Genomic DNA, 19,596 nt, shown 5'->3' on the forward strand with positions numbered 1-19,596 from the left:
CTCAGGGGTTTGGGGATTCACGATCGGCCGTAGGCCCGGCCGGCGATCCGGGCGCTCAACCCGCGCGGCAGAACCCGCCCGGCGAAGGCCGCGATCCGGGTCATGCCGCCGGGCACGACGGTCTGCCGACCGGCCAGCATCGCTTCCCAGCCGGCCTGCGCGACGTCGCGGGCGCGGGCCGGGCGGACCGGTCCGGCCGGGCCGTCGGGATGCATGCCCGCGGTCTCGAAGAAGTTGGTCTCGACCGGGCCGGGGCAGAGCGCGGTCACGGTGACCTCGCTCTCCTCGGCGCGCAGCTCGCTCGACACCGCGTCCGACAGCGACAGCAGATAGGCCTTGGTGGCGTGGTAGACCGCCATGCCGGGGCCGGGGATGAAGGCCGCGACCGAGGAGACGTTCATGATGTGGCCGGTGTTCTCGCGGCGCATATGCGCCACCGCCGCCTGCATCAGGATCGTCGCCGCCGAGACGTTGACCGCGACCAGCCGCTCGACTTCCTCGGTGCCGCCATCGCCGAAGCGGCGGTGCAGCCCGAGACCGGCATTGTTGATCAGGATCTCGATCCGGCGGCCCTCGGAGGCCTCGCGCCAGAGACGCTCGGCGCCGCCCGGACGGGCGAGATCGGCGGGGATCACCACGACCTCGACGCGCTCGCGCAGCTCGGCGGCCAGCGCCTCGAGCTTGTCCTCGGAGCGGGCCGAGAGGATCAGCCGGCGGCCGCCGCGGGCGGCGATGCGGGCGAACTCGACGCCGAGGCCCGAGGAGGCCCCGGTGATCAGCGTCCAGCCACGGCTTTGCGGGACCAGGTCGGTGCGTGCCAGCCCGCTCATGCGCCCAGCGCCTTCACGCCCGGCAGCACCTTGCCTTCCATCCATTCCAAGAACGCCCCTCCTGCGGTGGACACATAGGAAAAATCATCCGCGACGCCGGCCGCGTTGAGCGCCGCCACGGTGTCGCCGCCGCCGGCGACGGAGATCAGCTTGCCGGCGCGGGTCAACTCGGCGGCCTTGCGCGCCGCGGCCACGGTGCCGCGATCGAAGGGCGCGATCTCGAAGGCGCCGAGCGGGCCGTTCCAGACCAGCGTCTTGGCCTGCTCCAGCGCCATCTCGACATGGGCGACGCTGTCGGGGCCGGCATCGAGGATCATCGCGTCGGACGGGGTGTCCTCGGCCTTGACCACCTCGTTCTCGGCGCCGGCCTTGAACTCGCGCGCCACGACGACGTCGCGCGGCAGCAGGATGGTGCAGCCCTTCTCCGCGGCCTTGGCGGCGATCTCCTTGGCGGTGCCGGTCAGGTCGTGCTCGCACAGCGACTTGCCGACATCGAGCCCCTGGGCCGCGAGGAAGGTGTTGGCCATGCCGCCGCCGATCACCAGCGTGTCGACCTTCTCGACGAGGTTCGACAGCAGGTCGAGCTTGGTCGAGACCTTGGCGCCGCCGACCACGGCGACCACCGGCCGCTCGGGGTTGCCGAGCGCCTTTTCGAGCGCCGAGAGCTCCTCGGCCATCAGCCGGCCCGCCGCGGCGGGCAGCAGCCGGGCCAGCGCCTCGGTCGAGGCATGGGCGCGGTGGGCGGCGGAGAAGGCGTCGTTGACGTAGACGTCGCCCAGATGCGCCAGCTTCTCGGCGAAGTCGGGGTCGTTCTTTTCCTCACCCGCGTGGAAGCGGGTGTTCTCCAGCAGCAGCACCTCGCCATCGGCGAGCGCGTCGACCGCCGCCTGCGCGGCATCGCCGACGCAATCCTCGGCGAAGGCCACCTTGCGGCCGAGCTTCTCTTCGAGCGCGGGCAGGATCTGGCGCAGCGACATCTCCGGCACGACCCGGCCCTTGGGGCGGTCGAAATGCGCCAGCAGGATCACCTTGCCGCCCTTGTCGGCGATGTCGGCGACGGTGGGGCGGATCCGCTCGATCCGGGTGGCGTCGGTGACGCGGCCATTCTCGACGGGGACGTTCACATCCACCCGCACCAGCACCCGCTTGCCCGCGAGGTCCATCTCGTCGATCGTCTTCCAGCCCATGCGCCGTCCTTTCCGTTTCGTGTTGGCGAATAGGTAGCGCCGGGGGCGGTGGCTCTCAAGCCATTGGCTTGCGCGCGCGAGGGGCTTATGTCGGGGACAAAGCAGCAGGAGGACCGGCAATGGCCGAGATCAAGGACCCCGAGAACACCATCATCATCGAGCTGAAGGACGGCCCGGTGGTGATCGAGCTTCTGCCCGACGTGGCGCCGAAGCATGCCGAGCGCATGAAGGAGCTGGCCCGCGCCGGCGCCTATGACAACGTGGCCTTCCACCGCGTGATCGACGGCTTCATGGCGCAGACCGGCGATGTCGAGCACGCCAACATGGAAAAGGACTACAACCCGCGCCGCGCCGGCACCGGCGGCTCGGACAAGCCGGACCTCCCGGCCGAGTTCTCCAAGCTGCCGCATGACCGCGGCACGCTGGGCGCGGCGCGGTCGGCCAACCCGAACTCCGCCAACTCGCAGTTCTTCATCAACTTCAAGGACAACCACTTCCTCAACGGCCAGTACACCGTCTATGGCCGGGTGATCGAGGGGATGGAGCATGTCGACAAGATCGCCAAGGGCGAGCCGCCGGCGAATCCCGACCGGATGATCAGCGTCAAGGTGGCGGCCGATGCGTAAGCTCGCCGTTCTGCTGGCGCTCGCCGCCAGCCCCGCCGCCGCCACCGGCCTCGAGATCGACGTCGCGGGTCAGGCCAATGGCACGATCAAGATCGACCTGCTCGAGGACGTGGCCCCGGGTCATGTCGAGCAGATCACCGCGCTGGCCGAGGAGGGCGCCTATGACGGCGTCGTCTTCCACCGGGTGATCGACGGCTTCATGGCGCAGACCGGCGATGTCGAGTTCGGCCGCGAGGGCGGCGACATGTCGATGGCCGGCATGGGCGGCTCGGAGCGCGACGACCTGAAGCAGGAATTCTCGGACATTCCGTTCGAGCGCGGCACGGTCGGCATGGCCCGCAGCCAGGATCCGAACTCGGCCAACAGCCAGTTCTTCATCATGTTCGGGCCGGGGGATTTCCTCAACGGCCAGTACACTGTGGTCGGCCAGGTCACCGAGGGTCTCGAGGTGCTCGACGCGATCAAGCGCGGCGAGGGTCCGAACGGCGCCGTGATCGGCGCGCCGGACGTGATGCGCGAGGTCCGCGTCACCGAGTGACGCGACCGCTTCGTGACACGGCATCAGGGGGCGCTTCGGCGCCCCCTTTTGTCATTCATCGAGCTTGGGAAGCGGGAAGCGGATCTCGATCCGGGTGCCGTCCGGGCCGCTCTCGCGGTGGATCATGCCCTCGATCCGGGCGACCGAGGCATCGATGATCTGCCGGCCGAGGCCGGTGGGACGGGCCGGGTCGGTCACCATCCGGGCGCTGCCGGCGCCGTCATCGACGATCTCCAGCATGCCGTGATCGCCAAGCGCGGTGAGCCGCACGGTCACCGAGCCCGGCCGGTCGCCGGGGAAGGCGTGCTTGACCGCGTTGGTCACAGCCTCGTTGAGCGCCAGCGCCAGCGCGGCGGCCACCTCGGAGGGTACCTGCATCGCCTCGAAGTTGCGGATGATGCGCAGCTGTGGCGGCAGGGTCCGTTCCAGGTGCCGGATGATGTCGGGCAGGAAATGATGCAGGGTGATCTCGTTGCGGGCCGAGACCTTGTGCAGCTCGGCATGCAGCATGGAGATCGCGGAAAGCCGGTCGATCGTCTCCGAGAGCGCCTCGCGGGTTTCCTCGCTCTGGGCCTGGGCGCGCTGGATGCGGACCAGCCCGGTGACCATCTGCAGCGAGTTCTTGACCCGGTGGTCGACCTCGGCGGCCAGCGTCTCCTGCACGACCAGCGCGCGGCGCAGCTCCATCCGGCGCGTCACCTGCCGCGCGAGGATGATCAGCAGGCGCTTGGTCTCCTCGGAAAGCTTGCGCGGCTCCCGGTCGAGCACGCAGAGCGCGCCGATCGGCACCTCGCGGCCGAGCTTGAGGATCGCGCCACCATAATAGCGGATCGCGTCCGGTCCGGTGACCAGCGGGTTCTCGGAGGTGCGCGGGTCGCGGGTGGTGTCCTCGATCTCGAAGAAATCCGGCCCGGTCAGCCCGTGCGAGCAGATGGACTCGTCCATCGTGTAGTCGCGCTGCCCGGTGCCGAAGGCGGATTTGGCCCATTGCCGATTGGTGTCGACCAAGGTGACCAGCGAGATCGGCGTGCCGGTGATCTCGGCCGCGTAAGCGGTGATCTCGTCGAAATCGGCCTCGTCCTCGCTGTCCATGATGCCAAGCGAGCGGATCGCCTCGGCGCGGCGTTCGGCAGTCAGATCTGGAACGTCACGCAATGGCATATACTCTGCTTGGTCCCGGTCGGCTGGGACGGAAACGGAAACGAAACGGGGCATTATTAAGACTTACTAGGTGCCGCAGAAGGTCCTGTCGACCCTATCACCTTCTCCGGGTGGGTCGACGTAACGTTTTGCAAGGTCCGGGTCGGGATCGAACGGCCGGGTCACCACGCCGAGCATCTCCTCGAACGGGGCGAGATCGCCGGTCAGGGCGGCGGTGATCGCGGCCTCGATGCGGTGCAGGCGCGGGATCACCTGCGGGTTGGCCCGGGCGGCGATTGCAAGGTCGGGGCCACGCGCGCGCCACGCCGCGATCCATTCGGCGTCAGAGGTCGCGCGCTCGGGCGCGTCTTCGGCCAAGGCCCGGAAGCTGTTGGTGAAATCGCGTTCCTCGCGGGTCATGGCGGTGAGCAGACCCTCGATCAGCGCGCGGTCCTCGGGCAGCGGATCGGCAAGGCCGAGCTTGGCCCCGAAGCGGCGCAACCAGGCGGCCTGGTAGAGATCGGCGAAGCGGTTGATGATCGCGGTGAAGTCGTCGACGGCCTTTTGCTGATCGGGCATCAGTGGCACCAGCGAGGTCGCGAATTGCGCGATGTTCCACAGCGCGACCTGCGGCTGATTGCCATAGGCGTAGCGGCCATGCGCGTCGATCGAGGAAAAGACCCGCGCCGGGTGGTAGACATCCATCATCGCGCAGGGGCCGTAATCGATGGTCTCGCCCGCGACCGCGCAGTTGTCGGTGTTCATCACCCCGTGGATGAAGCCGAGGCTCATCCATTGCGCGATCAGCTCGGCCTGCCGCGCGACCATCTGGGCCAGCAATTCGGGCACTGATCCGGCCGAGGGGAAGTGCCGGGCCATGGTGTGCTCGGCCAGCGCGCGCAGGCCCTCGGTGTCGCTGCGGGCGGCCAGCACCTGAAAGGTGCCGACGCGGATATGGCTTTGGGCCACGCGGGTCAGGATCGCGCCCGGAAGGGCGGCCTCGCGGATCACCTCCTCGCCGGTGGTGACGGCGGCGAGCGCGCGGGTGGTCGGCACGCCAAGCGCGTGCATCGCCTCGCTCATCAGGTATTCGCGGATCACCGGCCCGACCCAGGCACGCCCATCGCCCATGCGGCTGTAGGGCGTCTGGCCCGAGCCCTTGAGCGCGATGTCGCGGCGGACGCCGTCGGGGCCCACCACCTCGCCAAGGAGGATCTGCCGCCCGTCGCCGAGCTGCGGGTTCCAGCTGCCGAACTGGTGGCCGGCATAGAGCTGGGCGATGGGGGTGGCGCCCTCCGGCACGGCGTTGCCGGCGAAGACGCGCAGCCCCTCATCGGTGCGCAGCGCGTCGGGGTCGAGCCCCATCTCGCGGGCCAGACCGTCATTGAGGGCAATCCAGTCGGGATCGGCGACCGGCACTGGGGCCTGTCGGGTGAAGAGCCGCTCCGGCAGCCGGGAATAGGAATTGTCGAACGAGATCGCGATAGTCATAGATGGCATCTATGCCGTCGCGGCGCCGGGCCAAGATCCTCGGCCCGGCAAATCGCCTTCTCTTTGGGCCCGTGTCCGGACGGGCACGGGTTTCGCGTCGTCCCGGGCCCGTGGCGGCCCGGTCAGAGCCGCCCGATCCGCTCGGTCAGCAGGTCGAAGAAGCCGGCCCGGTCGACATCGCCGATGAAGAGCGCGTTGGGCGCGCGGTCGGTCACGCCCCACCAGTCGGCGACGGTCATGCCCAGCGTCAGCTCGGAGCCGGTCTCGATCTCGACATTGATCTCGCGGCCCGAGAAGAGATCGGGGCGCAGCAGCCAGGCGATCACGCAGGGATCGTGCAGCGGCCCGCCCTCGGAGCCGTATTTCTCGGTGTCGAAGCGCTCGAAGAAATCGGTCCAGCTCGCCACCACCTCGCCGATCCGGCCCATGCCGCGCATCGTCGCGATCCAGTCGCGCGAGGTCAGCGCCTTGTGGGTGGCGTCGAGCGGCAGCACGGTGATCGGGCGACCGCAGGCGAAGACCTCCTTGGCGGCCTCCGGATCGACATAGATGTTGAACTCGGCCGCGGGGGTGATGTTGCCGCCCTCGAAGAAGCCGCCGCCCATCAGCACGATGCGCTCGACCTTCTCGACGATGTCGGGGGCGCGGCGGAAGGCGGTGGCGATGTTGGTCAACGGCCCGAGCGGGCAGAGCGTGACCGTGCCGGGCGCCTCGCGGCGCAGCGTCTCGATGATGAAGTCGACGCCGTGCAGTTCCTGTAGCGGCAGGGTGGGGTCGGGCAGGGTGATGCCGTCGAGCCCGGTCTTGCCATGCACGTGCTCGGCGGTGACGAGCGGGCGGGCCAGCGGCCGGTCGCAGCCGGCGAAGACCGGCGTGTCGCGGCCCGCGAGCTCCACCACCTGCCGCGCGTTGCGCTGGGTGAGGTCGAGCGGCACGTTGCCGGCCACGGCGGTGAGGCCCAGAACCTCCAGCTCGGGCGAGGCCAGCGCCAGCAGGATGGCGACGGCGTCGTCCTGGCCGGGATCGGTGTCGATGATGATCTTTCGCGCGCCCATGCGGTCCTCCTTTAAGATCCGCAGAAAGGCAGGAACGCCGCGCCGAGGCAAGCCCCGCGCGGCGTCAGGTCAGACCCGCGCCTCGGGGCCGCGCGACAGCGCCGCCACGCCGGTGCGCGCCAGCTCGGTCAGGCCGAGGGGGCGCATCAGGTCGGCGAAGGCGTCGATCTTCTCCGGGGTGCCGGTGATCTCGAACACGAAGCTCTCGAGCGTCGAGTCGACCACGTTGGCGCGGAAGATGTCCGCGAGACGCAGCGCCTCGACCCGCGCGTCGCCCTCGCCGCGCACCTTGAACAGCGCCAGCTCGCGCTCCACGGTCGGGCCCTCGACGGTGAGGTCGTGGACCTCGTGCACCGGCACGATGCGGCCGAGCTGCGCCTTGATCTGCTCGATCACCTGCGGCGTGCCGGAGGTGACCAGCGTGATCCGCGAGCGGTGGCCGGTGTGGTCGATCTCGGCCACGGTCAGGCTTTCGATGTTGTAGCCGCGGCCCGAGAACAGGCCGATGACCCGGGCGAGCACGCCCGGCTCGTTGTCGACGATCACCGCGAGGGTGTGGCGTTCCTCGACGTCGGAATAGACCGAGCGGAGGTTGTAGGCGGAGTGGCTGGTCGAGCCGGCCTTGATGTTCAGCATGGGGTCGTCCTTTCCCCGGGCCGGGACCCGGGACGTTTCGAATTGTCCTGCGCAGCCCCCGAGGGGACCGCGGTCACACCAGCACCGCGCCGCCGGCCTCGATGGCATGCGCGGTCGAGACCTCGCCCATCAGCATCTCGTTATGGGCCTTGCCCGACGGGATCATCGGGAAGCAGTTCTCGTGCTTCTCGACGAGGCAGTCGAAGATGACCGGGCCGTCATAGTCGAGCATCTCCATGATCGCGTCGTCGAGATCGGCGGGGTCCGAGCACTGGATGCCCTTGGCGCCGAAGGCCTCGGCGAGCTTGACGAAATCGGGCAGCGCCTCGGACCAGCTCTGCGAGTAGCGCTCGCCATGCAGCAGCTCCTGCCACTGGCGCACCATGCCGAGCCGCTCGTTGTTGAGGATGAACTGCTTGACCGGCAGGCGGTACTGCACCGCGGTGCCCATCTCCTGCATGTTCATCAGCCACGACGCCTCGCCCGCGACGTTGATCACGAGCGCGTCGGGATGCGCCATCTGCACGCCGATCGAGGCCGGGAAGCCGTAGCCCATGGTGCCGAGGCCGCCGGAGGTCATCCAGCGGTTCGGATCCTCGAAGCCGAGATACTGCGCGGCCCACATCTGGTGCTGGCCGACCTCGGTGGTGACGTAGCGGTCGCGGCCCTTGGTCAGCGCCTCGAGCCGCTGCAGCGCGTATTGCGGCTTGATGATCTTGTCGGAGTTGCGGAAGGCGAGGCAGTCCTTGGCGCGCCATTCGGCGATCTGCGCCTGCCATTGCGCCAGCCCCTCGCGGTCGGTCTTGCGGCCATTGGCGGACCAGGCGTCGAGCAGGTCCTTGAGCACATGCGCGACGTCGCCGATGATCGGGATGTCGGTGCGGATCACCTTGTTGAGCGAGGAGGGGTCGATGTCGATATGGGCGCGCACCGAGTTCGGCGAGAAGGCGTCGATCCGGCCGGTGATCCGGTCGTCGAAGCGGGCGCCGACGCAGATCAGCAGGTCGCAGCCATGCATCGCCATGTTGGCCTCATAGAGCCCGTGCATGCCGAGCATGCCCAACCACTGCTCGCCCGAGGCCGGATAGGCGCCGAGGCCCATCAGCGTCGAGGTGATCGGGAAGCCGGTGGCGGAGACCAGCTCGCGCAGTAGCTTGCTGGCCTCGGGGCCGGAGTTGATTACCCCGCCGCCGGTGTAGAAGACCGGGCGCTTGGCGGTTTCCATGGCACGGGCCAGCGCCTCGATGCCGGCCGGGTCGCCCTTGACCGCGGGGGCGTAGCGGGTCGAGCGGGTTTCCTTGCCGCCATATTCGCCGGTGGCGAACTGCACATCCTTCGGGATGTCGACCAGCACCGGGCCGGGGCGGCCCGAGGTGGCGACGTGGAACGCCTCGTGCAGCGTCGAGCCGAGCCGGTCGGTCTCCTTCACCAGCCAGTTGTGCTTGGTGCAGGGGCGGGTGATGCCGACGGTGTCGGCCTCCTGGAAGGCGTCCGAGCCGATCATGAAGGTCGGCACCTGGCCCGACAGCACGACGATCGGGATCGAGTCGAGCAGCGCGTCGGTCAGGCCGGTGACGGCGTTGGTCGCGCCGGGGCCGGAGGTGACCAGCGCGACGCCCGGCTTGCCGGTGGAGCGGGCATAGCCCTCGGCCGCGTGGATCGCGCCCTGTTCGTGGCGCACCAGCACGTGGCGGATTTCGTTCTGCTGGAACAGCTCGTCATAGATCGGCAGCACCGCGCCGCCCGGATAGCCGAACACCGTGTCGACGCCCTGATCCCTGAGCGCCTGCACGACCATCTTCGCGCCCGTCATTTGCCCTGTCATCGTGCCGCTTCCCTGTCTGCTGCCCTGTCAGTGGATACGAAAAAGCCCCCGGTGATCCGGGGGCGCATGGTCGACCGTCATGGTCCTGCCGTTACCGGCCCACGCGCCCAACCTCACCAAGTACGAGAAGGAGATCCATGTTCTCCGGTCCTTTCCGTTCCGCCCGCGCAGATATGCACGGGCGGGCGGGAGCGTCAACCGCAAACGGCGGAGAAAATGTCGTGGACCCGCGCGTCAGGGTAACTTTCTTATGGCAAGGGGGTGCGTGGCGGTCGAAGCGCAAAGCCTATTGCGCTACCGAATTGCCCGACTCGGCCTTCGCATCCTCCATCAGCGGGTCGTTCTTGGCATCCTCCGGTTGCGGGTCATGCTTGGCCTGACGCTCCATCTCGCTGTCGAACTCGGCCCCCATCAGCACGATGAAGGAGGACAGCCACAGCCACATCAGCAGCACGATCACGCCGCCCAGCGCGCCGAAGGTCTCGTTGTAGCCGCCGAAATTGCGGACGTAGAAGGCGAAGCCGATCGAGCCCACCAGCCACAAAAGGCAGGCCAGCCCGGCGCCCGGCGTGATCCAGCGCCATTTCTTGTCGCCCCGGTCGGGGCCGTAGCGGTAGAGGATCGCCAGACCCAGCGCGACGAGGATCAGCAGCACGGGCCAGCGCACGAGGTTGATGATCCACTCGGTGGTCGCGCCCCAGGGCAGCACGCCCAGCACCGCCGGCAGCAGCGCCGCGACGGCGATGATCAGCAGGAAGCCCACGATCATGCCGAGCGTCAGCGCCAGCTTGACGAGGTTGAACCTGACCAGCCCGCGGGTCTCCTCGGCCTCGAAGGCGACGTTGAGCCCTTCCATCAGCGACTGCACCCCCTTGGAGGCGGAGTAGATCGCCACCAGGATGCCGAACAGCGCGGCGAGGCCGAGCCCGCCCTCCTCGGAGCCGGCGACCTCCTTGGCCTGGCTCAGAACGATCTCGGCGGCCTGCTGCGGCAGGAAGCCCGACAGCGCCTGAAGCTGGTCGACCACGGTGGAGGGCTCGAAGAACAGCCCGGCGATCGCCATGGCGGCGACGATGCCGGGGAAGATCGCCAGCAGGCCGTAGAAAGCGCAGCCGGCGGCGATCAGGCTGACATGGTCGTCGCCGATCTCGGAATAGACCCGTTTCAGCGTGGCGAACCAGCCGGGCTTGTTGATGTCGCCCGGATGGGCGTCGGGGTTCTTGGCATGCGCCATCTGGGCCTCCTTGCTTGTCTGTCGTGACGACAACGTGACAGCACGCGGCCCGTTCCCGCGGGTTCCCGCCGATCGGCGATGAGACAAAACTCTTACAGAACCGTCGCATGGGTTTCATCTGCCGCGCCCAGCAGGGCGGCGTGAGCCCCGACGGGGCTTTGATGACAAGGGACACGCCATGAAGCGCTTCAACATCAACAAGATCAGCTGGGACGAGCTGGACGAGCTGCGCCGCCCGACGCCCGAGACCACCGATTTCGATCGGGTGGTGCAGGCCGCTGTGTCGCGGCGCGGGTTCCTGACCGGCCTGGTGGCCTTCGGCTCCGGCGCGGCGGTGATGGGTGCCGGGGCGGTCCGCGCCTCCGGCGAGCTGAAGCAGGGCGCGGCGCGCTTCGCCTTCACCCCGATCGCGGCGCAGACCGATTTCACCGTGCATGTGCCCGAGGGCTACGAGTGGAAGGTGCTGGCGAGCTGGGGCGATCCGCTGTTCTCCGACGCGCCGGCCTTCGACCCGGCCAACGGCACCACCCCGGAGGGGCAGGTGCGGGCCTTCGGCGAGAACACCGACGGCATGGAGCTGTTCGACATCGACGGCCACGAGGTCATCGCGGTCAACCACGAATACGCCAATCTCGACATCAACCTGCCGCAGAACGACGAGGGCACGCCGCTGTCGGTGACCGATGTGCGCAAGATCCAGGACGCGCAGGGCGTCGCGGTGTTCGAGGTGAAGGAGGGCGAGAATGGCTGGGAGGTCGTGATCGACAGCCCCTTCAACCGCCGGATCACCCACAACACGCCGATGCGGATCGCGGGCCCCGCCGCCGGTCACGCGCTGCTGCGGACCGAGGCCGACCCGTCCGGCACCGAGAGCCTCGGCACCTTCAACAATTGCGGTGCGGGCCGCACGCCGTGGGGCACCTACCTGACCTGCGAAGAGAACTTCAACGGCTACTTCGGCTCGACCGACGAAGCGTTCGAGCGCCCCGAGGGCTTTGCCCGCTACGGCATCGAGCTGGAGTCGGGCTACGACTACGAGAAGTTCGACCCGCGCTTCGACATCTCGAGGAACCCGAACGAGCCGCACCGCGCCGGCTACGTGGTCGAGATCGACCCCTCGGACGCCGCCTCGACGCCGGTGAAGCGCACCGCGCTGGGCCGGTTCAAGCACGAGAACGCCGAGGTGACGCTGGCCGCCGATGGCCGCGTGGTGGTCTATCTGGGCGATGACGAGCGCGGCGAGTTCCTCTACCGCTATGTCTCCGACGACGTCTATGTGGAGGGGGGCGACACTTCCGGGCTGCTCGATGCGGGCCAGCTCTATGTCGCCAAGTTCCACGAGGACGGCACCGGCGAGTGGCTGGCGCTGACGCCGGAAGCCACCGGCATGGATCGCGCGATGATCCACATCCACACCCGACAGGCGGGCTCGGCGGTGGGCGCCACGACCATGGACCGTCCGGAATGGGTCGCGGTGAACCCGACCCGGGTCGAGGCCTATTGCGCGCTCACCAACAACAAGAACCGCGCGGTGAAGGCCAATGCCGGCGGCGACGAGACCCCGGCCACCGGTCCCAACCCGCGGGCCGAGAACAATTACGGCCAGATCGTCCGCTGGCGTCCCGAGAACGAGGATCACGCCGCCGACCGCTTCGACTGGGATCTCTATGTCATGGCGGGCAACCCGGAGGTGCATGCGGACGCCTATGCCGGTTCGACGAACGTCACGCCCGGCAACATGTTCAACTCGCCCGACGGGATGAAATTCGACAGCCGCGGCATGCTGTGGATCCAGACCGATGGCGACGACAGCAACGAGGGCGAGTTTGCCGGCATGGGCAACAACCAGATGCTGGTGGGCGATCCGGCCTCGGGCGAGATCGCGCGCTTCATGACCGGGCCCAAGGGGTCCGAGGTCACCGGCGCGACCTTCTCGACCGACCGCCGGACGCTGTTCGTCGGCATCCAGCATCCCGAGAACTTCCCCGACCCCGAGGCGCTGCCGCGCAGCTCGATCGTGGCGATCCGCCGCGCCGACGGCGCCGAGATCGGCTGATCCGGAGAGGGGCCCCGGCCCCGCGGGCGGCCCGGAGCGATCCGGGCCGCCCCTTCGCGCTCTCGCCGCCGGGTCGCGGCGGCCTAGCTGGTCGGGCAAAGGAGATCCTCCATGCTCGACCTGTGGTACAAGAACGCCGTCATCTACTGTCTCGACGTCGAGACCTTCATGGACGCCAATGGCGACGGGGTCGGGGATTTCAGCGGCCTGACCGACCGGCTCGACCACATCGAGGGGCTGGGGGCGACGGCGATCTGGCTCAACCCGTTCTACCCGACGCCGAACCGCGACAACGGCTACGACATCACCGATTTCTACGGTATCGATCCCCGGCTCGGGAACGCGGGCGATTTCGTGAGCTTTGCCCGCGCCGCCTCGGATCGCGGGCTCAAGCTGATCATCGACCTCGTGGTCAACCATTGCTCGGTCGACCATCCCTGGTTCCAGAGCGCCCGCTCGGACCCCGACAGCCCCTATCGCGACTGGTTCGTCTGGTCGAAGGAAAAGCCCGCCGACATCACCGAGGGGATCATCTTTCCCGGCGTGCAGGAGGCGGTCTGGACCTATGACGAGAAGGCGGGCGCGTGGTACATGCACCGCTTCTATGCGCATCAGGCGGATTTCAACATCGCCAACCCGGCGGTGCGGGCCGAGATCCTGAAGATCATGGGCTATTGGCTGGAGCTGGGGGTCTGGGGCTTCCGGATTGACGCGGTGCCCTTCCTGATCGAGTACAAGGGCCTCGACGAGGAGCCGGATCGCGACCCGATGCTGCTCTTGTCGGAGATGCGCGATTTCCTGAGCTGGCGGCGCGCGGGCGCGATCATGCTGGCCGAGGCCAATATCGAGCGCGAGAAGGCGCCGGAGTATTTCGGCGGCCGCGAGTTCGGCGCCGACGAGCGGATGCACCTGATCCTCGACTTCCCGCTGAACCAGGCGATGTGGCTGGGCTTCGCGCGCGGCGCGGCGACGCCGGTGATCGCGGCGCTGGGCAGCCGGCCCGAGGGCGCGCCGCTGCAGGCGCAATGGGCGACCTTCCTGCGCAATCACGACGAGCTGTCGCTCGACAAGCTTTCGGACAGCGAGCGGCAGGAGGTGTTCGACGCCTTCGGCCCGGATCCGGACATGCAGCTCTATGATCGCGGGCTGCGCCGCCGCCTCGCGCCGATGCTCGACGACACCGACCGGCTGGCGCTGGCGCAGTCGCTGCTGTTCGCGCTGCCGGGCACGCCGGTGATGTGGTATGGCGACGAGATCGGGCAGGGCGAGGATCTGTCGCAGAACGAGCGCGACGCGGTGCGCAGCCCGATGCAATGGGCCGACGAGCATCGCGGCGGCTTCTCGCGCGGGACCGGTGACCTGCTGCGCCCGGTGGTCGAGGACGGCCCCTGGGGGTTCCACGAGACCAACGTCGCCGCCCAGCGCGGCCGTCCGGGCAGCCTGCTCACCCGCGTGCAGCAGCTGGTGCGCTGCCGCCGCGCCTGCCCGGAGATCGGCTGGGGCGACACCGAGGTGGTCGAGGAGCTGCCGGAGCAGGTGCTCGGGCTGGTGTCGGCGTGGCGCGGCACGCGGGTGCTGACGCTGCACAATTTTTCGGCCGAGCCGGTGCGTTGCGCGCCGAAGATCGCGGATGCGCATCACCTCGTCGCCCTGCTGGGCGGGCCGGACGAGGCGGCGCCCGGTCAGCTCGATCCCGGCGGCGAGATCGAACTGCAGGGCTACGGCTATCGCTGGTACCGCATCGACGGCGAGCGCGCCTGAACGGGACGCGGGCGGACCCCGGCGGGGTCCGCGACCGCGCGCTCAGCGCGCCCGGACGGGCCGGGTTTCGGGGAGGGTGATCCGGGCCACCTGCTCCGAGATCGGCGCGACCGAGAGCGGGTGGGTCTCGGCGCGGTAGTCCTCCTTGTCGCCCATCGGCTGCCACTGGCCGCCGCGATAGAGCTCGATCGCCGAGAAGCGCGACTTGTAGTCCATCTTGGGGCTGCCGGGGACCCAGTAGCCGAGATAGACGTAAGGCAGGCCCATCTCCTGCGCGATCCGCACATGGTCGAGGATCACATGGGTGCCGAGCGAGCGGCGGTCCTCGGCGGGGTCGAAGAAGGAATAGACCATCGACAGCCCGTCATCGAGGATGTCGGTCAGGCAGACCGCCCGCAGCCCGTGGCGCGCGTCATGCGCCGCCGACGGGTCGCTGTATTCGACCAGCCGGGTGCGGACCGGCGTCTCCTCGACCATCGCGGCGAACTCGAACATGTCCATGTCGGCCATGCCGCCGGTGGCGTGGCGGCTGTCGAGATAATCGCGAAACAGCGCGTATTGCTCCTCGGTGGCCCAGGGCGAGGTGGCGCGCCGTGCAAGGTCGCGGTTGCGCCGCAGCACCCGCGACTGGCTGCGCGAGGGGGTGAAGCGGGCGACGTCGATCCGGGCCGAGAGGCAGGCGGTGCATTCGGCGCAGGAGGGGCGGTAGAGCACGTTCTGGCTGCGCCGGAAGCCCTGCTTGGACAGCGAGTCGTTGAGCTTCTCGGCCTGTTCGCCCTGCAGCGCCGTAAACAGCTTCCGTTCCATCCGCTCCGCGAGATACGGGCAGGGCTGCGGGGCCGTCACGTAGAATTGCGGCGCAAAGGGCAGTGTATGGCGCATCGGCAGGGCTCTGTCGGCAGCTACCGGCCAAAGCTAGCGCCGCGTCCGCGTCCTGCCAAGTCCCGGAGGGGACATGGCAGGCATTCGGGACACGACGCTGCGTTCAGCGCCGGCGGCGCAGGGCTGTGGTGGCGAGCACGCTGTCGGTCAGGCCCTGGCCGTGCGGGGTCAGCAGCATCATCGCCATCGAAACCAGCTGCAGCGGGAAGATCATGATCGAAACCGCGTAGCCGGCCGTGTGCAAAAAGGCCTGCGTCGGATCGAGCGGCCGGTCGCTGCCGTCGCGCAGTTCGATCGCCATCAGCCGCATGCCCCATGTCGCCGAGCCGCTCGCGATGGTCCACCAGCGGTACAGGAAGCCCACGACCATCATCATCATCGGGAAGAAGAACAGCCCGACGAAGGCGGTGAGCGGAACCAGCAGCGCACAGATCACCGCGATCAGGGTCACGTCGACGAGCCAGGCGATGCCGCGCTTGAGCGCGACGCCCTCGTAGCAGTCGGGGCTCGTCTCGGGGTCGGGCAGGCCACGCAGCCGCGCGGCGAAGGTCGGTGAGGCGGTCATGGCACGATCCTCTCATGCGGGCAGGGAGGGGGCAAGCGGCCCCCCATGGGGGCCGCCGCGTCGGGATCAGGCGGCGTCCTTGTCGCCGTTCTCGTCATCATTGCCGGCCTCGCGGGCCTTGGCGGCACGGTCGTCCATGAACTGGTCGAACTCGGCCTTGTCCTTGGCGTCGCGCAGCCGCTCGAGGAAGCTCTCGAAGGCGCGCTGCTCATCTTCGAGCCGGCGCAGGGTCTCGGCCTTGTATGCGTCGAAGGCCGTGTTGCCCGAGGAGCGCATGGCGGTGAAGGGCGAGACGCGGGCCCGGTGACTGCGGCAGGATTTGGCGAACATGCGTTTGCTCCAGATCATGTAGGCGAGAATGGCAAGGCCGAGGGGCCAGAAGGCGATGAAGCCGAGCACCATGGCGGCGATCCAGGCGGGCTTGCCGCGGGCGTCGAGCCAGCTCTCGGCGCGGACGAGCCAGTCCTTGAACCCGGACCGTCCGACGTGGCGTGACAGGGGCATGTCGGTCGTGGACATCGAGGAACTCCTTCGTGGAAGGGGCCCGCTGCCGGGCCGGTTGGGGATGTGAATGTCTTTCACATTACGGCAGATGGGCGTGGCATGGCGGCGCTTCAAGGGGTGATGTGAAGGGTTTTCACATTTTTCGCGCCAAAGCCCCCTCCGGCGACCGTTGACGCTCCCCGCGCCGCGCGCCACCTTCGCGCCATGACAGACCTCGCCTCGCGCCTGAGCCGCGCCCCGCGCCCCTTTGATTCCGACATGGCCGCCGAGGCGCGCGCGGCCTGCGGCTGGGCCGACCCGGCCGTGGCCGAGTTGATCGCCGGCACCGCCGGCTGCAGCCCCTTCCTCGCCGGGCTGATCGGCCGCGAGGGCGACTGGCTGGAGGCGGCCTGCGCCGATCCCGAAGCCGCGGTCGCCGCCGAACTGGCGGCGATGAAGGGCAAGGACGCCGCGACGCTGGGCCCGCAGCTGCGCCGCGCCAAGCGCCGGGTGGCGTTGATCGCGGCGCTGGCCGATCTCGGCGGCGCCTGGCCGCTCGAGGAGGTGACGGGCAGCCTGACCCGGCTCGCCGACGCGGCGCTGCAGGCCGGGCTCGAAGCGCTGCTGGCGCCCGAGATCGCGCGCGGCAAGCTGCCGGGGATGGGCGAGGACGACATCGAGAGCGGCGCCGGCATGGCGCTCTTCGCGATGGGCAAGATGGGCGCCTTCGAGCTGAACTACTCCTCGGATATCGACCTGATCTGCCTTTACGACGAGACCCGCTACGAGGGTACCGACCAGCACGAGGCGCGCAGCGTGCTGGTGCGGGTGACCCGCAAGCTCGCCGGGCTGATCGGCGACATAACCGGCGAGGGCTACGTGTTCCGCACCGACCTGCGGCTGCGGCCCGACGCGGCGGTGACGCCGGTCTGCCTGTCGATGGGCGCGGCCGAGCAGTATTACGAGAGCGTCGGCCGGACCTGGGAGCGGGCGGCCTGGATCAAGGCCCGGCCCTGCGCCGGCGACCTCTCCGCCGGGGCAGATTTCGTCGAGACGCTGCGCCCCTTCGTCTGGCGGCGGCATCTCGATTTCCACGCGATCCGCGACGCGCATGACATGCGGCTCAAGATCCGCGACCACAAGGGGCTGGGCGGCGCGCTCAGCCTGCCGGGCCACGACATGAAGCTTGGCCGGGGCGGCATCCGCGAGATCGAGTTCTTCACCCAGACCCGGCAGCTGATCTCCGGCGGCCGCGACCCCTCGCTCAGGGTGCGCGGCACGGTCGAGGGGCTGGAGCGGCTGGCGCAGGCGGGCTGGATCGAGGCGGAGACGGCCGAGGCGCTGACCCATCACTACCGCGCGCATCGCGAGATCGAGCACCGGGTGCAGATGATCGGCGACCAGCAGACCCATATGCTGCCCTCCAACGAGGAGGGCTTTGCGCGGCTCGCCGCCTTCATGGATCGCGACCTCGCGGAGCTGAAGGACGAGCTGACCGAGCGGCTGGAAACCGTGCACGCGCTCACCGAGGATTTCTTCGCCCCCGGCCATGCCGCCGCCGAGACCCCGGATTTCGGCCAGGAGGTGACGGCGCGCTGGCCCGGCTACCCGGCGCTGCGCTCCGGCCGCGCGGTCGAGATCTTCGACCGGCTGCGGCCCGAGATCCTGAAATCTCTCTCGGAGGCGGCGCGGCCCGAGGAGGCGCTGGCCCAGTTCGACGCCTTTCTCGCCGGACTCCCGGCGGGGGTGCAGCTGTTCTCGCTGTTCGAGGCCAACCCGCAGCTGACCCGGCTCATCATCGATATCTGCGCCACCGCGCCGGGGCTGGCGCAGTATCTGTCGCGCAACGCAGGCGTGCTCGACGCGGTGATCGGCGGCGGCTTCTTCGAGGACTGGCCCGGCACGGATGCGCTGCGCGCCGATCTGGCGGCGCGGCTGGCGCGCCAGCCCGATCACGAGGCGCGGCTCGGAGCGGCGCGGATCTGGGCCAAGGAGCTGCATTTCCGGATCGGGGTGCACCATCTGCGCGGGCTGATCGACGCGGCCCGGGCCGGCACCGAATATGCCGAGCTGGCGGAGGCGGCGGTCGCCGCGCTGGTGCCGGCGGTGATCGACGAGATGGCCCGCCGTCACGGCCCGCCGCCGGGGCGCGGCCTGTCGGTGCTGGGCATGGGTTCGCTCGGGGCCGGGCGGCTGGGGTCGTCCTCGGATCTCGACCTGATCGTGATCTACGACGCCGCCGGGGTGGAGGCCTCTGACGGGCCGCGCCCGCTCGCCGCGCGGGCATGGTACGCGCGCTTCACCCAGTCGCTGATCACCGCGCTCAGCGCGCCGATGCCGGATGGCAAGCTCTACGAGGTCGACATGCGGCTGCGCCCCTCGGGCCGACAGGGTCCGGTGGCGACCGCGCTGCCCGCCTTCCGCGCCTATCAGCGCGACGAGGCCTGGACCTGGGAGCACCTGGCGCTGACCCGGGCGCGGGTGGTGGCGGGCGAGCCGGGGCTCGGCGACGAGATCGAGGACTTCCGGCGCGCGCTGATCACCGAGAAGTCGACCGGGGAGACGGTTCTCGCCGATCTGGCCTCGATGCGCGCCCGGCTGGCCGAGGCCCGGCCCGGCGGTGCCGGCTGGGAGACCCGCGACGGGCCGGGACGGCTGCAGGACGTGGAGCTGTTCGCCCAGAGCCTCGCGCTGCGCGCCGGGTCTCCCGAGCGCGCGGTCGCGGCCCAGATCGCGGCCGGGCGCGAGGCCGGGCTGATCGACGAGGAGGAGGCGGCGGTGCTGAGCGAGACCGCCGATCTGCTGCGCCGGGTGCAATGCGTGGCGCGGCTGCTGACCGGTGGCGAGCCGCTGCCGGAGGCGCCGGCCGAGGGCGGCGTGCGGCTGCTGCTGCGCGAAAGCGGCTGCGACAGCCTCGATGACCTGCGCCGCGCCCTTGACGCCGCCGCGCGCCGCGCCGAGGAGGTGATCGACCGGGCGCTGGCCGGGCACCGAGCGGGAGAGGCGAAATGAGCGACGGGATCGACCCCAAGGGGCTGGTGCGCGAGGCCTACCGGATCGAGGGGATCACTGAAGCGGAATGCCGGTCGATCTTTCTCGACTGGGCGCTGTCGCTGCCCGAGGGGCAGGAGAGCGGCATGGCGATCCGGCGGCTGCTGGAGCGCCATGCCACGGCCCCCGAGGGGCACCCGATGACGCGGGTGCTGACCGAGGGGCTCGACGTGTCGCCCGAGCCGCGCAGGCGCGGCGGGCGGGCGGGCCGCACGGCGGGGTGACCCGCCGCGCGA

The 19,596-nt window shown here is 69.5% G+C and carries 17 protein-coding genes; 6 read left to right on the forward strand and 11 right to left on the reverse strand.

The genetic code is table 11. From position 1 onward, the window contains the following. Nucleotides 1-17: 17 nt before the first annotated feature. Nucleotides 18-830 (reverse strand): SDR family NAD(P)-dependent oxidoreductase, encoded by an 813-nt coding sequence (locus FHS00_RS00545; RefSeq protein ID WP_183468845.1) that lies wholly within the window; start codon nucleotides 828-830, stop codon nucleotides 18-20. Continuing rightward, nucleotides 827-2,017 (reverse strand): phosphoglycerate kinase, encoded by a 1,191-nt coding sequence (locus FHS00_RS00550; RefSeq protein WP_183468847.1) that lies wholly within the window; start codon nucleotides 2,015-2,017, stop codon nucleotides 827-829. Before FHS00_RS00550 ends, FHS00_RS00545 begins: the two co-directional genes overlap by 4 nt. 119 nt (nucleotides 2,018-2,136) lie before the next feature. Between FHS00_RS00550 and FHS00_RS00555 the strand changes: the two genes are divergently transcribed. Together FHS00_RS00555 and FHS00_RS00560 are read left to right on the forward strand one after the other, a co-directional pair. After that, on the forward strand, nucleotides 2,137-2,643 hold the full coding sequence (locus tag FHS00_RS00555; protein WP_183468849.1) for a peptidylprolyl isomerase: 507 nt from the start codon (nucleotides 2,137-2,139) through the stop codon (nucleotides 2,641-2,643). Continuing rightward, on the forward strand, nucleotides 2,636-3,181 hold the full coding sequence (locus FHS00_RS00560) for a peptidylprolyl isomerase (protein WP_183468851.1): 546 nt from the start codon (nucleotides 2,636-2,638) through the stop codon (nucleotides 3,179-3,181). The genes FHS00_RS00555 and FHS00_RS00560 overlap by 8 nt, the downstream gene beginning before the upstream one ends. 51 nt (nucleotides 3,182-3,232) lie before the next feature. On the opposite strand, the gene FHS00_RS00565 is transcribed toward FHS00_RS00560, so the two are convergent. From FHS00_RS00565 to FHS00_RS00590, 6 genes are all read right to left on the reverse strand, one after another. Continuing rightward, nucleotides 3,233-4,342, reverse strand: a complete 1,110-nt coding sequence (locus FHS00_RS00565; RefSeq protein WP_183468853.1) for a sensor histidine kinase — start codon at nucleotides 4,340-4,342, stop codon at nucleotides 3,233-3,235. Nucleotides 4,343-4,408: 66 nt separating this feature from the next. Further along, nucleotides 4,409-5,812 carry a protein adenylyltransferase SelO gene (locus tag FHS00_RS00570; RefSeq protein WP_183468855.1) on the reverse strand — a complete coding sequence of 468 codons (1,404 nt, stop codon included), beginning with the start codon at nucleotides 5,810-5,812 and terminating at the stop codon, nucleotides 4,409-4,411. A gap of 122 nt (nucleotides 5,813-5,934) precedes the next feature. Beyond that, a complete protein-coding gene (locus FHS00_RS00575) occupies nucleotides 5,935-6,867 on the reverse strand; it encodes a nucleoside hydrolase (protein WP_183468857.1) in 933 nt (310 codons plus the stop codon). A gap of 69 nt (nucleotides 6,868-6,936) precedes the next feature. After that, entirely contained in the window at nucleotides 6,937-7,503 is a 567-nt protein-coding gene (ilvN, locus tag FHS00_RS00580) for an acetolactate synthase small subunit (protein WP_183468858.1), read from the reverse strand. Between the two features lie 73 nt (nucleotides 7,504-7,576). Continuing rightward, entirely contained in the window at nucleotides 7,577-9,328 is a 1,752-nt protein-coding gene (locus FHS00_RS00585) for an acetolactate synthase 3 large subunit (protein WP_183468859.1), read from the reverse strand. Nucleotides 9,329-9,614: 286 nt separating this feature from the next. Continuing rightward, nucleotides 9,615-10,562 (reverse strand): YihY/virulence factor BrkB family protein, encoded by a 948-nt coding sequence (locus FHS00_RS00590; protein ID WP_183468860.1) that lies wholly within the window; start codon nucleotides 10,560-10,562, stop codon nucleotides 9,615-9,617. A 178-nt stretch (nucleotides 10,563-10,740) separates the two neighbouring features. Between FHS00_RS00590 and FHS00_RS00595 the strand changes: the two genes are divergently transcribed. Further along, nucleotides 10,741-12,618, forward strand: a complete 1,878-nt coding sequence (locus tag FHS00_RS00595) for a PhoX family protein (RefSeq protein ID WP_183468861.1) — start codon at nucleotides 10,741-10,743, stop codon at nucleotides 12,616-12,618. Nucleotides 12,619-12,729: 111 nt separating this feature from the next. Beyond that, nucleotides 12,730-14,379, forward strand: coding sequence for an alpha-amylase family protein (locus FHS00_RS00600; RefSeq protein WP_183468862.1), 1,650 nt, complete (start codon nucleotides 12,730-12,732; stop codon nucleotides 14,377-14,379). 42 nt (nucleotides 14,380-14,421) lie between these two features. On the opposite strand, the gene FHS00_RS00605 is transcribed toward FHS00_RS00600, so the two are convergent. From FHS00_RS00605 to FHS00_RS00615, 3 genes are all read right to left on the reverse strand, one after another. Further along, nucleotides 14,422-15,261: an arginyltransferase gene (locus FHS00_RS00605; RefSeq protein ID WP_183468863.1), complete on the reverse strand. Its 840-nt coding sequence runs from the start codon at nucleotides 15,259-15,261 to the stop codon at nucleotides 14,422-14,424. A 103-nt stretch (nucleotides 15,262-15,364) separates the two neighbouring features. Beyond that, a complete protein-coding gene (locus FHS00_RS00610) occupies nucleotides 15,365-15,826 on the reverse strand; it encodes an RDD family protein (protein ID WP_183468864.1) in 462 nt (153 codons plus the stop codon). A 66-nt stretch (nucleotides 15,827-15,892) separates the two neighbouring features. Further along, nucleotides 15,893-16,345, reverse strand: a complete 453-nt coding sequence (locus tag FHS00_RS00615) for a DUF2852 domain-containing protein (protein ID WP_183468865.1) — start codon at nucleotides 16,343-16,345, stop codon at nucleotides 15,893-15,895. Nucleotides 16,346-16,534: 189 nt separating this feature from the next. Between FHS00_RS00615 and FHS00_RS00620 the strand changes: the two genes are divergently transcribed. Both FHS00_RS00620 and FHS00_RS00625 read left to right on the forward strand, forming a co-directional pair. Further along, nucleotides 16,535-19,321 carry a [protein-PII] uridylyltransferase family protein gene (locus tag FHS00_RS00620; RefSeq protein WP_183468867.1) on the forward strand — a complete coding sequence of 929 codons (2,787 nt, stop codon included), beginning with the start codon at nucleotides 16,535-16,537 and terminating at the stop codon, nucleotides 19,319-19,321. Beyond that, nucleotides 19,318-19,584, forward strand: a complete 267-nt coding sequence (locus FHS00_RS00625; RefSeq protein ID WP_183468869.1) for a hypothetical protein — start codon at nucleotides 19,318-19,320, stop codon at nucleotides 19,582-19,584. The genes FHS00_RS00620 and FHS00_RS00625 overlap by 4 nt, the downstream gene beginning before the upstream one ends. The last annotated feature ends 12 nt before the right edge of the window (nucleotides 19,585-19,596 follow it).

The sequence above is a fragment of the Limimaricola variabilis genome, assembly GCF_014195545.1.
Lineage (GTDB): Bacteria > Pseudomonadota > Alphaproteobacteria > Rhodobacterales > Rhodobacteraceae > Limimaricola > Limimaricola variabilis.